Source organism: Nocardioides soli, from assembly GCF_014191495.1.
GTDB lineage: Bacteria > Actinomycetota > Actinomycetes > Propionibacteriales > Nocardioidaceae > Nocardioides > Nocardioides soli.
Genome location: NZ_JACHWR010000002.1, coordinates 283,752 through 297,232, shown reverse-complemented (window position 1 = coordinate 297,232; position 13,481 = coordinate 283,752). Strand labels below are relative to the sequence as shown.

Genomic DNA, 13,481 nt, shown 5'->3' with positions numbered 1-13,481 from the left:
GACATGAATGTATGCGAGCGTACACCAAGGTCGGCCGCCGAATCATCGGTCGGCGACGCCCTGTATCCCATCGTGTACATTCTGCCTCGACGGCGTTAGTTAGCCAGGACAATCATCTGCCCGGACGGGCCCGGGGAGCCACCGGGACCGGCAGGGAGTGAGCGAGAAGGAAGCAAGGAGTGAGCTCTGCCATGGGAAAGTCACTGCTGAGCCTGAGCCTCGCGCTGGGCGACTCGGACCTGAACCGGGGGCTGCTCACCGGTGCGGTCGGCATCCAGGGCGTCGAGACCCGCGCCCTGACGTTCTCCTCCCCGGAGCGGCACTGGCGGATGTTCCGGCGGCGAGAGTTCGACGTGTCCGAGGTGTCCTTCGGGGCCCTCCTGTCGATCCAGGCCCGGCAGCCCGGTGAGTTCGTGGCCGTCCCGGCCTTCCCGCACCGCCGCTTCCGGCACTCGTTCGTCTTCGTGCCCGAGGGCTCCCCGATCGCGGCGCCGAGCGAGCTCAACGGCAAGCGGATCGGCCTGCGCACCTGGACGAACTCCGCCGGCGTGTGGACCCGGGGCATCCTCCAGGACCACTACGGACTGGACCTGGGCAGCGTGGAGTGGGTCATCCAGGACGCCGACACCGCGGGCATGGAGAACCTGCCCGCGGCGTACCGCATCCACCAGGTCGCCCCGGGAACCTCGATCGTCGACCTGGCCTGCCGGGGCGAGATCGACGCCCTGATCTATCCCGAGACCCCCGCCGTACTGGGCACACCGGGCGGCCTGCGTCGGCTCTTCACCGACGCGCGCGCCGCCGAGGTGGAGTACTTCACCAACACCGGGATCTTCCCGGTCATGCACACGGTGGCCGTGCGCCGCGACATCGTCGACCAGAACGCCTGGCTGCCCTACGAGGTGCTGCGCGCGTTCCGCGCCTCCAAGGACCTGGCGCTGGACGCCATCAAGGACCCCCGCAAGATCTGCCTGGCCTGGGCGCAGGACGCCTACGAGCAGCAGGTGGCGCTGATGGGGGAGGATCCGTTCGGCTACGACGCGGAAGGGTCCCGGACGGCGGTCGAGACGCTGATCCGCTACTCGGTCGAGCAGGGCATCCTGCCGGAGCCGCTCACGCTCGAGGAGATCTTCCACCCGACCACGATGCAAGAGCCGCCGCGCTACGTGCGCCGGTGAGCGAGACCACCGATGCGGACCGGCGACCCCGAGGCGCCGTGACGGCACCGGGCCTGGCGGGCCGGCTGCTCGACTCCGCCGGGCTGCGGTCGCGGTGGGCCTGGGTCTCCTTCGGCACGCTGATCTACTGGCTGGCGCCACAGTCGGTCCGGCTCTTCTACCCCCTGCGGATGGGGGATCTCGGCGCCTCCGACCTCGTCATCGGCATCGCCGTCGCCGGCTCCTCGGTCGCCGGGCTCGTGCTGGCGGTGCCCAGCGGCTACCTGCTCGACCGGTTCGACTCCCGACGGGTGCTGATCGTGTCGATGGTCGGGCTCGCCATCACCATCGGCGGCTTCGTGGTCACCACCTCGGTCCTCGCGATGGCGGCGCTGATGTTCGTCCAGGGCCTGTTCCAGATGTGGGTCTGGCTGGTGCTGCAGGAGATGATCACGCGGGTCGGCGACGGCCGGCACGCCGAGCGCCAGCTCTCGCTCTTCTCGCTCTCCTGGGGCGTCGGCCTGGCCGCCGGCCCGGTCGCGGTCGCGTGGCTGTACGCCGCGATCGGGTTCCAGCTGCTCAACGTCGTCTGCTTCGTCATGATCCTCACCGCGGCCGCCGCGGGCTTCCTGGTGCCGGCCAGCCTGCGCGAGGTCGAGCCCCGCCCGCCGGCCGACCACGACGCGACGCGGAAGGTCGGCATGCTCACCGCGTTGCGCGGATCGCTCTCCAACGCCGTCGTCATCGGCGTGATGGCCTCGAGCTTCGTCAACATCTTCGTCCAGTCGTTGCGCACCTCCTTCTACCCCCTCTACCTCGAGGGGCACGGGGTCGGCATCGCGCTGATCGGCGTGCTGCTCTCCTGCATCGGCGTCTCGTCCCTGGCCGTCCGGATGGTGCTCGGCGGGCTGGTCCGCCGGTTCGGCGTCGTCCGGCCGCTGATCTGGAGCACCTGGATGGCGGTGCTCGGGATCGCCGTCACCCCGATCACCACCAGCCCGGCCTTCCTGGTGGCCGCCGCGCTGATGATCGGCGTCGGCCTGGGAGCGAACCCGCCGATCACCGTCCAGCTCCTCGCCGGCCGCGAGACGACCAACCGCGGCACGGCCGTCGGCCTGCGGATGCTCGCCAACCGGTCCGCCCAGGTCGTCCAGCCGCTGGTCTTCGGTGCCCTCTCCGTCACGATCGGCCTGGCGGCCGCGTTCCCCGTGGCGGGCGTGCTGCTCGGGGCCGCCACGATCTGGACGGGCCGGCGGCTGGCCGGGTTCCGGGACCAGGGTCGCGTACGGGCCGCGGCGTCGGACACCTGAGGCGGCGGTCGCGGAGCCACCGATGCGGGATCCGGACGGGCCGGGTCAGTCCCCCACGAGGACGCAGCGCTGGTCCGTCACCCGCACCGCCACCTCCGTGCCGGGGGTGACGTACAGGTCGGGGCCGCTCTTGATCCGCAGCAGCGCGCCACGGACCTCGATGTCGTAGTCGATGACGTCGCCCTGGTAGACCGCGTTGCGGACCACACCCTGCTGACCGGCGCTCCCGGCTTCCAGCGAGACCCGGATCCGCTCCGGCCGCACCATGACGTTGACCTTCGCGTCGGACGCCGCGTCGACGCCGTTCCCGGTCGCCGCCAGCCGGCCCAGCGGCGTCTCGACCACGACCTCGTCGGCCGCCTCGCCCCGGCCGACGATGCCGCCTTCCATGAAGTTGGCGGAGCCGATGAAGTCCGCGACGAACCAGTTCGTCGGCTTCTCGTAGATCTCCCGGGGCGTGCCGAGCTGCTCCACGCGACCCTCGCTCATGACCGCGACGACGCTGGACATCGCCAGGGCCTCGTCCTGGTCGTGCGTCACGTAGAGGACCGTGAGCCCGAGCTCGCGCTGCAGCCGGATCAGCTCCTTGCGCATGCTCTCCCGCAGCTTGGCGTCCAGGTTCGACAGCGGCTCGTCCAGCAGCAGCAGCGGCGGCCGGTAGACGAGGGCCCGGGCCAGCGCGAGTCGCTGCTGCTGGCCGCCGGAGAGGTCGGTCGCGCCGCGGCTGGCCAGATCGCCCAGCCCCATGATCTCCAGCGTCTCCCCGACCCGCTCCTTGACCTCGGCGGCGGGCGTCTTGCGACGTCCCGAGATCAGCGGGTAGGCGACGTTCTGGAACACGGACATGTGCGGCCAGATGGCGTAGGACTGGAAGACCATGCCCAGGTGCCGCTTGTTGGCGGGCACGTCCACGCCCTGGTCGGAGCAGAACAGCGTCCGGTCGTCGACGACGATGGTCCCCTCGGTCGGCGACTCGAGGCCGCCGACGCTGCGCAGCATCGTGGTCTTCCCGCAGCCGGACGGCCCCAGCAGCGTGAAGAACTCGCCCTGGCCGACGGTCAGGCTGACCCTGTCGACGGCACGCTCCCGGCCGAACCGCTGCTTCTGCTTCGAGGCGTACACCTTCGTCAGCCCAGTGATCTCAAGCATGGTCTTCTTCCTTCGTTGTCACACGGTCTGGGTGGGGTCCGGTCACATGGCGTCGAGGCTGATCCCCCGGCGGGAGCGCCGCCCGACGAGCAGCAGCAGCATCACCAGCGTGACCAGGACCGCGATCATCAAGGTGCCGATGGCGGCCAGCGCCCCGAACTGCCCGTCGGAGTACTGCGCCCAGATCACCACCGGGAGCACCTCGTTGCCCGGCGAGTAGACCAGGAGCGACGTCGAGAGCTGCCTCATCGCGGAGACGACGATGAAGATCCATCCCCCGAGCAGTCCCGGTGCTAGCAGCGGCAGGTCGATCCGGCGCAGCGTCTCGAACAGGCCGGCGCCCGAGATCGCCGAGGCCTCCTCCAGCTCCCCGCCGATCTGGTACATCGCGCTCGACGCGTAGCGCATGCCGTAGGGGATGTAGAGCGTGATGTAGGCCAGCAGCAGGATCCAGATCGTCCCGTAGACCGGGATCGGCGAGCGCAGGTAGACGAAGATCAGGGCCACACCGAGCACGACGCCGGGCAGAGCGAGCGGCACGAACGCCAACCCGTCGAGGGCCCAGCGGCCCGGGAGCCGGGTCCGGATCACGACCCACGCGGCCACGGCCATCAGGAGCATCACGATCGTCGCGGCCGCACCACTGAGCCACAGGGAGTTGAAGAGCGCTCGCGGGACGACGGGGTTCTCGAAGATCCGCCGGTAGTGGTCCAGGCTGAAGTCGGCCAGGTGCTCGACGCGCGGGCGCCGGAAGTACGGCTGCGTCGAGACCCAGAGCAGGATCGCGGTGGGAGCGACCACGGCCAGGAAGAAGTACACCGCGACGAACGCGCCCCCGAGCCACTTCCACGGACCCAGGGAGATGGTGCGCGGGCGGTACCCCTTGCCGGTCACCGTCTGGTACTTGCGGCCGCTCTTCGACAGGCGCGTGTAGAGATAGCTGCCGACCAGGGTCAGCAGGATGAGCAGGGTGGAGTACGAGCCCGCGGCCCCGTAGTTCGCCGGGAACTTCGACAGCTCGAACCAGATCTTCGTCGACAGCACCTGGATGCCCTCGGGCGCGCCCAGCAGAAGGGGCACCTCGAAGCCCTCGATGCAGTTGACGACCGTCACGAGCAGCGCCGCCCAGAGGGCCGGCCGCAGCATCGGGAGGGTGACCCGTCGCAGCGACTCCAGCACTCCCGAGCCCGAGATCGCCGCCGCCTCCTCGAGCGTGGGGTCCATCGCCTTGAAGGCGGGCAGCATCAGCAGGAAGACCAGCGGGACGGCGTGCAGGCCCTGCACGAAGATCATCCCGCCCATCGAGCTGATGTCGAGCGAGCCGAGGCCGACCCACTTCAGGTAGGGGTTCATCGCGCCGATGTTGGGGCTGACCAGCATCAGCCAGGCCACCGTGTGCAGGATGCCCGGGATGATCAGGGGCACGAGCGAGGCCGCGGTGACGAAGCTCTTGAACGGGATGTCGGTGCGCGCGACCAGGAACGCCAGCGTCGCGCCGATGAGGGTCGCGAAGATCGCCGATCCGGCTCCGAACACCACGGTGTCGCGCAGCATCCGGATCGTGCCGGGCTGACCGAAGGCGTCGACCAGGTAGCCCAGCGTCAGGCCGTCGGGCCCGAGGAAGGTGCCCCGCAGCAGGTAGACGACCGGGTTGGCGACCAGGTAACCGATGACCAGGACGAGGACGACGGCCAGGGCGAGGTGCGCGCGGTTGATCCGCGTACGACGCCCTCGGGCTCGCGACGGAGCGGGCTCCGCGGGCCGGGCGCTCACCGATTGGGACAAGCTCATGAGCTTCGCTTTCTCATCGATACGGGCTGGCGGCCGGGTCAGGGGCGCCCCGTCGAGGCACCCCTGACCCGTCGATGGGAACTGGTCGCGTCACTCCCGCACGGGTCGGCCGGACGACTGCATCATCTCGGCGTAGAGGTCGTCCCACTTCTGGAGCTCGGCGTAGAGCGCATCGTCGTCGAGGATGTAGAGGTCGAAGCCCTGGCCGAGGATGCCGCCCTGGTAGTTCTCGTTGGTGGGGGTGCGGCCGGCCTCCACCCAGTACTCCTGCTCGCCGGTCAGCTGGAACTCGACGAACAGCAGGGCCGAGGCGGGCCGACTCGTCGTCGCGGCGATGCCGGTGCCGGACACCGTGGTGATGACCGGGCCGGGCTGGGGCTCCCAGGCGACGGGGGCACCGTCCTCCACCTGACGTGCCGACCGGTAGTGATAGGTGGTCGCGGCGGCGACGTACTGTCCGGACGCCAGCAGCTCGGAGAGCAGCGTGTGGCCGACCACCGGAACGCCGCGGCGCGCGGCGTCGGCCACCATGTCGATGGCCTCCTGCTCACTCACGCCCTCCTGCTCCTGCAGCAGCTGGACCACGCCGAAGAGCCAGTTGGAGTCGGTGGCCTCGAACGCCAGCTCGCCGTCGCCGAACGCCGTCAGCACGTCCTTGAACGTCTCGGGCGACTTCCCCTGGTAGCGCTCGGTGTTCCAGGCGACGATGAACGGGTACAGCTGGTCGGCGATCCAGTCGTCGTGGACCGTGCCCTCCACCATCTGGTCGGCCAGCGGCGTCTCCAGGTCGGCGTACAGGCTCTCGTTGGACGCGATCGTCGGGTCGAGCCCGGAGAAGTTGAGGACGTCACCGCGGATGCGGCCGGCCTTGGCCTCCTCCATCGTCTTGGCGAGGACCGTCGCGGACGATGCCCGATAGACCTGGACGTCGATACCGGTCTCCTCCTTGAACTTCTTGATCAGCGGCGCGGTGTCGTCGTCGGCGGCGGCCGTGTACCAGACGATCGGGCCGTCCTCCTCCTTCGCCAGCTCGATCAGCTCGGCCTTCCGCTCGCTCTCGCCGAGGCCGTCGAGCTGGTCGTAGATGTCGGCCAGCTGGTCCGAGGTCTTGGTCGCGGCCTCCTCGAACGACGTCGACCCCGAGGCGTCCGTGGAGTTGGGACCGGCCCCGCAGGCCGACGCGACGAGAGACAGCAGACAGGCACCCGCGATCACGCTGGACACCTTCAGACGTCGGGAGAACCGCGACGTAGTGAACATGGTTCCTCCATGGGCCCAGGCCCGTCAGGACACCCCGCAGCGAGTCACTCAGTCCCGGAACCGACGGCCGTCCGGCCGCGTGACTGCGGATTGTCTACGTTAGTACACAATGGAATACTGAGTGATACAGTTCACGTTGTCAACCACGAGTTCGACGTCGAGCCACCCGGGTTCCTCGCCTGCGGACGAGCCCCCTCGCCGCGCTGCGCGGCCTCTCGGGGCGACCACAGAGCGGTGCTCGGGCGGCGTCGTCACCGGAACGGAGAAGCGAGAGCCATGAGCACGGCGCCGACCAACGAGAGCACCGACGACACCCGAGCAGCCGATACCCGGATCTGGGACCGGTTCCTGACTCCCCAGGACCAGGAGGTAGCCCGCCGCCAGAGCAAGACCCAGCACGGGATCGGGCCGCGGCCGGCGGTCGTGGTGATCGACGTCTACCGCCGAGTGTTCGGCGAGCGGCCGCTGCCGCTCCTCGAGGCGATCGTCGAGACGCCGAGCAGCTGCGGCCTCAACGCCTGGGAGGCGCTCGGGCCGATCCAGGACCTGCTCCGGGAGGCGCGCCGCCTCGGCCTCCCGGTCATCCACGTGACCGGCGATCCTCAGATCCCGGGCTGGCGCAACCCGCGCGGCGGCGCCACCAGCCGGGCCGACGCCGAGGCCGGCTACCGGATCATGGACGAGGTGGCCCCCCTCCCGGACGAGGTGGTCATCCGCAAGTCGGCCCCGAGCGCCTTCTTCGGCACCCCGCTCGTCGCGCTGCTGCGGCAGTGGGACGTCGACTCCCTGATCGTCGCCGGCGAGTCCACCAGCGGCTGCGTGCGCGCGACGGTCGTCGATGCCCGCTCGCACCGGTTCGCCGTCACCGTGGTCGAGGAGTGCGTGTTCGACCGGACCGAGTCGACGCACGCCATCAACCTGTTCGACATGGATCAGAAGTACGCCGACGTGCGTCCGCTGGCCGACGTCCTCACGACCCTGGGGTCACGAGCCCAGGCGTGAGACGATCGCCCGCCCTACCATCGTCGGCATGGCGCTACCGTCCGAGGTGTCGACCTCCGAGCCTCTTCCCGCGCGGCTGGACACGCTCCGGCTCGCCATCGTCCGCATCGAGCGCAAGCTGCGGAAGAGCGCCGGCGCCGAGGTCACGCCCTCCCAGCTGTCGGCGCTCTCCGTGCTGCACCGCACGGGCCCGATGCGACTGAGCGAGCTCGCCGAGCGGGAGCAGGTCAGCAAGCCGACCGTCACCCGGCTCGTGGGCCGGCTGGAGGAGAAGGACCTGGTCGAGCGGATCCCGGACGACACCGACGCACGCAGCCAGACGGTCCGGCTCACGCCCACCGGTCTGCGCCTGGTGGAGAGCGCCGCGGAGCGGTCCAACGACTACCTGCGCCAGCGCGTCGGCGAGCTCGAGGAGCGCGAGCTGGAGCGCCTGCTCGACGCCGTCGAGATCCTCCAGCGCCTGGCCGGCCCGCGCCCCCGGGCCTGACCGGGCGACTCACGTCCGGCACTCGCGGGACGGCGCCGGCGCGATCGCCGTCAGCCGGCGGCCGGCGAGCTGGTGCGCCAGGCCAGCGCCGCCCCGGCAGCCACCAGGCAGCCCAGCACCATGACCACCACCAGGTCGGCGAGACCGCTCGGCCCCAGCCCCGCGGAGAAGACCAGGCTGAGCACGATCGTCGCCACGGCTCCCCCGGCATGCCGGCAGGTCTGCAGCATCCCCGTCGCCACGCCGATCTTGGCCGCGGGCGCCTCGTCGTACATCGCCTTGGCGTAGCCGAGCGTCGAGATGCAGTAGGGGACGCCCAGGACCCCGCACACGACGAGCACCAGCGCCGGATGGCTGAACCCGGTGAGCAGCAGCGCCAGGCAGGAGCCGGCGGCCATCCAGACGGCGCCCACGATCAGGACCACCTTCGTGCCGACCCGCGTCAGCACCCTCGCCACCACCGGGTTGGCGACCAGCGAGACGCCCGCCAGCGGCACCATCAGCGCTCCGACCTGCCCGGTCCCGAACCCGAGCGCACCCTCCAGGTACTGGGGCATCCCGTAGAACACGCAGTAGTAGACGACCGTCATCACCCAGAACCCGACGAAGGTCGGGAGCACGCTGGCGCTCGTGACCAGCGAGAGGTCGACGAAGGGGCGCTCGACCCGGCGCGAGCGCCGTACCAGCAGGAGCGCGGAGGCGAGACCGACCGCGACCAGCGGCAGCGACCACCCCCGGCTCGGCCGGGAGAGGAAGACGAGGATCGAGATGATCGTCGTCCCGAACAGCGCGACGCTGGGCAGGTCCAGGGCGGCGATCAGGGATCGCCCCCGGCCCGCCGGCGGCGGCCCGTCCGGCTCGATCAGGAGCAGGACGGCGGCCAGCGCGCACAGGGCGATCGGAGCACTCAGCCAGAAGAGCACGCTCCAGTGCCACAGGCTGACCACGAGCCCGCCCACCGCCGGCCCCAGCACGACACCCATGGAGTTGCCCAGCTGCACGCGCGCGATCGCCGGCATCGGCGCGATGCCGACGCGGTCCGCACTCCGGCGGATGATCGACAGCGCGGCAGGGAAGGCCGCGGAGCTCCCGAAGCCGATCGCCACCCGCATCGCGCACAGCGCCGCGAAGCCGGGCGCGAGCGGGGCTACGGTGCTCATCACCGCCACCACCACCATGCCGGCGGCGAGCACGCGCCGCGGCCCGACCACGTCGGCGAGCCGGCCCATCAACGGCTGCGCCACCACGGAGGTGAGGTAGAAGACCGTCACGATCCAGGTGACCTCGGCGACCGAGATCCCGAAGTCGTCGCGCAGCGCCACCAGGCCGACGGCGAGCATCGAGGAGCTGAGCGGGTTGAGCATCGTGCCGAGCCCCATCGCGGCGACGGCCAGCCGCCACCTTCTCGTGGGGTTCACGTCGCTCCCGCCATCGACCGCTATTGTATGCATAAGCATACCGAAGGCAGCGCCGCACCGCATCGAGGGCAGGAGACAGACATGACGTGGACCCAGGACGCCGACCGGCTCCTGACGGATCTCGACCGCGAGGTCGTCCGGTTGAGCGGATTCGGCCAGCGCGGCACGACCGGCGAGCGCCCGGCACTGCTGGTCATCGACGTGACCGAGGCGTTCTGCGGCGACCGGCCCGAGCCGATCCTCGAGTCCGTCAAGCGGTTCCGCAACAGCAGCGGCGAGGCCGCCTGGGACGCCGTCGAGGTGATCGGCTCCCTCGGCGAGACGGCCCGCGCGAACGACGTGCCCGTCGTCTACACCCGCGGCATGTCGCCCGCGTCCGGGCTCGGACCGGGCAGGTGGGCGACGAAGAACAGCCGGGTCGCGGAGGACCGCGACAGCCAGCACCGGATCGTCGAGCCCCTGGCGCCCCAGGACGGGGACGTCGTGCTGGACAAGGCGAAGCCGAGCGGCTTCTTCGGCACGCCGTTGCTCAGCCTGCTCATCGACCGCGGCATCGACTCGCTCATCGTCTGTGGCTGCACCACGAGCGGCTGCGTGCGCGCGACCGTCGTCGACGCCTTCTCCAACAACCTTCCCGTCAGCGTCGTGGCCGACGGATGCTTCGACCGGGTCGCGGTGTCGCACACGGTCGGGCTCTTCGACATGAACCTCAAGTACGGCAACGTCGTCGACTCCAGCGAGGCGCTCGCGATGCTGGCGGGCCGCGCTCGGGACTAGGTCGCCTCCGCGGCTGGTCAGACGGCGCGGCCGCCGACCAGGGTGAGCCGCACCCCCGGCCGCAGCGTCGCCGTCGGGTCGGCGTCCAGGCCGACCAGGTCGGCGCTCGCTCCCGGGGCGATCACGCCCAGGTCGCCGCGACCGAGCATGAGCGCGGCCGTGCGCGTGTGCAGGTGGAGCGCGGCCGACACCGGCAGGCTCTCCTCGACATCGAAGTCCTGACCCCACAGCGAGCGCCGCTCGACCGACAGCGCCACGCTCTCCAGCGGCTGGAACGGCCGGCCCCGCCTGCCCGGCGTACCGTTCCAGTCGCTGCCGAGGACGCAGCCGACGCCCAGGCGCAGCGCGGTCCGCAGCGGCACGAGACGGTGCCGGCGCAACGCCGTCGCGGCGGCGTTGAGCTCCACCCCCACCACGGCCGGCTGGGTGGACCACCAGATGTCGTGGGCCGCCATCCGCGTCAGCTGGGCGTCCGAGACGTCGAACCCGTGCTCGATGCTCAGCCGCGTCGTACTCGTGCGCCGGACCCGCTCGAAGACATCGAGGACCGCGTCCACCCCGAGCCGGGTCGCGGCGTGGCAGGTGACCGCCCAGCCGAGACCGGCGGCACGGGCCACCAGCGCGAGGAGCTCCTCGCGCTCCATCAGCAGCGTCGGCTCACCGCCGTCGACGATCGTCTCGATGCCGTGGTCGACGAATATCTTCACCGCGTCGTGGGCCAGCCACTCGCCACCGAAGCCCGTGGCCGCCGGCCAGCTCGCGATCGTGGCCAGCCGGTCCGCAAGCGTGGCGGTCGGGTCCAGGCGCGGCCCGCCGAACACCCGCGTGGCCAGTCGGCCGTCGGCCGCCAGCACGCCCTGGAAGGCGGCCAGCTCGCCCTCCCGGAAGCCGGTGACCCGCACGGTGGTGATCCCGGTGCGGGCATAGTCGCGCTGGGTGGCGCGGATCGCGTCCGACAGGTCGCCGGCGACCGCTCTGGGGTCGAAGCACCGGAGCACCAGCCCGATCGCGCCGTACTCCCGGATGATCCCGGTGGGGCGTCCGCTCGGGTCGCGCTCGATCATCCCGCCCGGCGGGTCGCCCCGGTGGTCGGCGATGCCGGCCAGGGCCATCGCCCGACCGTTGAGGACCATGGCGTGAGCGCCCAGCCGGACCGCGATGGGGTTGTCGCCGGGGACCCGGTCCAGCACCTCAGCGGACGGCGGATCGCCGATCGGGAACTGCTGGAGCGAGAGAGCGTGCTCCGTGACCACCCACTGGTCCGCAGGCAGTCCGGCCACGGCGGCCGCGAGCGCGGCCACCAGGTCGTCGTTGGAGAGCACGTGCGCGGTCGGGACGGCGAAGGAGTCGAGGACGGCCGACGGGAGATGGTTGTGGGCGTCGATGAACCCGGGCACCAGCACCGTGTCGCCGAGGTCCTCGACCGCGACGCCGAGGTCCCGGCGGGCCGCTCGGTCGTCGGGATCGAAGAGGGCCAGAATGCGCCCGGCGCCGATCACGACGCCGCGGGGCAGGACCGTCTCCGCCGGCTCGTGGAAGCTGAGCACCTTGCCCGCGACCAGGGCGCGCTCCGGGCGGGGCCACCGGATCACGCGTCGGTCCTGTATCGCTCCTTGCCGAAGTGGTTGATGGCGTACTGCACGATCGCCACGAAGACCAGCAGGATCAGGATGAGCGCGAACGCCTCCGCGACCTGGAGGGTCTGCGACGCCCGGGCCAGCTCGTAGCCGAGGCCCCGGGTCGAGGCGAGCATCTCCGCCAGGATGACGGTGATCATGCACAGGGCCGCACCGATCCGGACGCCGGAGAGCACCATCGGGAGCGCGGCCGGCATCTTCACCTGCCAGTCGGTCTGGCTGCCGCTGGCCCCGAAGGCCCGGGCCACCTTCAGGTAGCGCTGGTCGATCGCCCGGAAGCCGCGCAGCGAGTTGAACGCGATCGGGAAGAACCCGGACAGCGCGCCGTAGGCGATCTTCGACTGCATCCCGACGCCGAACCACAGGATGAACAGCGGGTAGAAGAGCACCAGCGGCACCAGGTAGCCCCAGGCGATCAACGGCTCGGCGACCTCCGCCCGGAAGGGCGTGCGCCCGCAGATGAAGCCCACGACGACGCCGGCGACCAACGCGATGGCGAACGCCGCGAGGAGCTCGACGGCGGTGATGCCGGCGCTGCTCCAGGTGTGACTGGAGGTCACCAGCAGCTTGAACTGCTCCCAGACCACCGACATCTTCGGCACCAGGATCGGTGAGACCCCGCCGGGCCCGGTGGCATAGGCCCAGGCGCCGAAGAGTCCGATCAGGCCGAGGATGCGCAGGCACCACACGGCGATCTTGTGCTTCACGGTGCGACGACCTCCTCGGGCGCGCCCTCCAGCAGGCCGAACAGCTCGGCCCGCAGCGTGTCGAAGGAGGCGGTGGTCATGAAGTCGAGCCGGCGCGGCCGGGGCGCGTCGACGACGAACTCGCGGACGATCCGGCCCGGGCCCTTGCCCATCACCAGCACCCGGTCGGCCCAGAAGATCGCCTCATCGAGGCTGTGGGTCACCATCACGACGGTCTTCTCCGCCTCGGTCAGCACGTTCGACATCTCGATGCCGATCCGCCGCCGCGACTGCTCGTCCAGCGCACCGAACGGCTCGTCCATCAGCATGATCTGCGGGTCCATCGCGAGCGCGCGCGCCACCGCCACCCGCTGCTGCATCCCGCCCGACAGCTCCGCGGGATAGGACTCGGCGACGTGATCGAGGCCGACCAGCTCGAGCTGCTTCATCGCGACCGCGCGCCGCTCGGCCTTCCGCACCCCGGCGAACCGCAGTCCGGTCGCCGCGTTGTCGACGACCGAGCGCCACGGGAAGAGGCTGTAGTCCTGGAAGACGAACGCCGCCCGCGACGGCTTCGGGCCGGTGATCGGCTCGCCGTCCACCGTGATCCTGCCCGAGCTCGGGCGCAGCATCCCGCCCATGCAGTGCAGCAGCGTCGACTTGCCACATCCGCTCGGGCCGATCAGCGAGACGAACTCACCCCGGCGGACCTCCAGGTCGATGTCACGGATCGCCGTGACCGGGTCACCCTTGGCCCGCTCGTAGGTGAGCGTGACCGATTCGATGTTCATAGTCATGTCTGGGCAT

Annotated in this window: 12 protein-coding genes; 5 read left to right on the top strand and 7 right to left on the bottom strand. The window is 70.8% G+C overall.

Annotation, left to right across the window (positions count from 1 at the left end; all coding sequences use genetic code 11):
- The first annotated feature begins 191 nt into the window (after positions 1-191).
- A complete protein-coding gene (locus tag FHU40_RS11925) occupies positions 192-1,178 on the top strand; it encodes a substrate-binding domain-containing protein (RefSeq protein ID WP_183592551.1) in 987 nt (328 codons plus the stop codon).
- Complete coding sequence (locus FHU40_RS11920) at positions 1,175-2,467, top strand: MFS transporter (RefSeq protein ID WP_183592550.1); 1,293 nt, start codon at positions 1,175-1,177, stop codon at positions 2,465-2,467. The genes FHU40_RS11925 and FHU40_RS11920 overlap by 4 nt, the downstream gene beginning before the upstream one ends.
- A gap of 45 nt (positions 2,468-2,512) precedes the next feature.
- On the opposite strand, the gene FHU40_RS11915 is transcribed toward FHU40_RS11920, so the two are convergent.
- From FHU40_RS11915 to FHU40_RS11905, 3 genes are all read right to left on the bottom strand, one after another.
- A complete protein-coding gene (locus FHU40_RS11915) occupies positions 2,513-3,616 on the bottom strand; it encodes an ABC transporter ATP-binding protein (protein ID WP_183592549.1) in 1,104 nt (367 codons plus the stop codon).
- A gap of 42 nt (positions 3,617-3,658) precedes the next feature.
- Positions 3,659-5,407: an ABC transporter permease gene (locus FHU40_RS11910; protein WP_183592548.1), complete on the bottom strand. Its 1,749-nt coding sequence runs from the start codon at positions 5,405-5,407 to the stop codon at positions 3,659-3,661.
- A gap of 90 nt (positions 5,408-5,497) precedes the next feature.
- Positions 5,498-6,667 (bottom strand): ABC transporter substrate-binding protein, encoded by a 1,170-nt coding sequence (locus tag FHU40_RS11905; RefSeq protein WP_183592547.1) that lies wholly within the window; start codon positions 6,665-6,667, stop codon positions 5,498-5,500.
- Positions 6,668-6,943: 276 nt separating this feature from the next.
- Between FHU40_RS11905 and FHU40_RS11900 the strand changes: the two genes are divergently transcribed.
- Together FHU40_RS11900 and FHU40_RS11895 are read left to right on the top strand one after the other, a co-directional pair.
- Positions 6,944-7,669: a cysteine hydrolase family protein gene (locus FHU40_RS11900; RefSeq protein ID WP_183592546.1), complete on the top strand. Its 726-nt coding sequence runs from the start codon at positions 6,944-6,946 to the stop codon at positions 7,667-7,669.
- A gap of 28 nt (positions 7,670-7,697) precedes the next feature.
- The gene (locus tag FHU40_RS11895; protein ID WP_183592545.1) at positions 7,698-8,156 is read left to right on the top strand and encodes a MarR family winged helix-turn-helix transcriptional regulator; all 459 of its coding nucleotides are present in this window, start codon (positions 7,698-7,700) and stop codon (positions 8,154-8,156) included.
- Positions 8,157-8,206: 50 nt separating this feature from the next.
- Here FHU40_RS11895 and FHU40_RS11890 read toward each other — a convergent pair whose 3' ends face one another.
- The gene (locus tag FHU40_RS11890) at positions 8,207-9,574 is read right to left on the bottom strand and encodes an MFS transporter (protein WP_183592544.1); all 1,368 of its coding nucleotides are present in this window, start codon (positions 9,572-9,574) and stop codon (positions 8,207-8,209) included.
- An 81-nt stretch (positions 9,575-9,655) separates the two neighbouring features.
- On the opposite strand from FHU40_RS11890, the gene FHU40_RS11885 reads away from it, so the two are divergent.
- Positions 9,656-10,351, top strand: coding sequence for an isochorismatase family protein (locus tag FHU40_RS11885; RefSeq protein ID WP_183592543.1), 696 nt, complete (start codon positions 9,656-9,658; stop codon positions 10,349-10,351).
- 17 nt (positions 10,352-10,368) lie between these two features.
- Here FHU40_RS11885 and FHU40_RS11880 read toward each other — a convergent pair whose 3' ends face one another.
- The 3 genes from FHU40_RS11880 to FHU40_RS11870 are packed head-to-tail and all read right to left on the bottom strand — an operon-like array spanning position 10,369 to position 13,471.
- Positions 10,369-11,943: an amidohydrolase family protein gene (locus tag FHU40_RS11880; RefSeq protein WP_183592542.1), complete on the bottom strand. Its 1,575-nt coding sequence runs from the start codon at positions 11,941-11,943 to the stop codon at positions 10,369-10,371.
- Complete coding sequence (locus FHU40_RS11875) at positions 11,940-12,695, bottom strand: ABC transporter permease (protein ID WP_183592541.1); 756 nt, start codon at positions 12,693-12,695, stop codon at positions 11,940-11,942. Before FHU40_RS11875 ends, FHU40_RS11880 begins: the two co-directional genes overlap by 4 nt.
- Positions 12,692-13,471 carry an ABC transporter ATP-binding protein gene (locus tag FHU40_RS11870; RefSeq protein WP_183592540.1) on the bottom strand — a complete coding sequence of 260 codons (780 nt, stop codon included), beginning with the start codon at positions 13,469-13,471 and terminating at the stop codon, positions 12,692-12,694. The genes FHU40_RS11875 and FHU40_RS11870 overlap by 4 nt, the downstream gene beginning before the upstream one ends.
- Positions 13,472-13,481: the final 10 nt, after the last annotated feature.

Coding starts and splice junctions, on each gene's coding strand:
- FHU40_RS11925 (WP_183592551.1), top strand. CDS start 192: ATGGGAAAGTCACTGCTGAGCCTGAGCCTCGCGCTGGGCGACTCGGAC.
- FHU40_RS11915 (WP_183592549.1), bottom strand. CDS start 3,616: ATGCTTGAGATCACTGGGCTGACGAAGGTGTACGCCTCGAAGCAGAAG.
- FHU40_RS11910 (WP_183592548.1), bottom strand. CDS start 5,407: ATGAGCTTGTCCCAATCGGTGAGCGCCCGGCCCGCGGAGCCCGCTCCG.
- FHU40_RS11905 (WP_183592547.1), bottom strand. CDS start 6,667: ATGTTCACTACGTCGCGGTTCTCCCGACGTCTGAAGGTGTCCAGCGTG.
- FHU40_RS11900 (WP_183592546.1), top strand. CDS start 6,944: ATGAGCACGGCGCCGACCAACGAGAGCACCGACGACACCCGAGCAGCC.
- FHU40_RS11895 (WP_183592545.1), top strand. CDS start 7,698: ATGGCGCTACCGTCCGAGGTGTCGACCTCCGAGCCTCTTCCCGCGCGG.
- FHU40_RS11885 (WP_183592543.1), top strand. CDS start 9,656: ATGACGTGGACCCAGGACGCCGACCGGCTCCTGACGGATCTCGACCGC.
- FHU40_RS11870 (WP_183592540.1), bottom strand. CDS start 13,471: ATGACTATGAACATCGAATCGGTCACGCTCACCTACGAGCGGGCCAAG.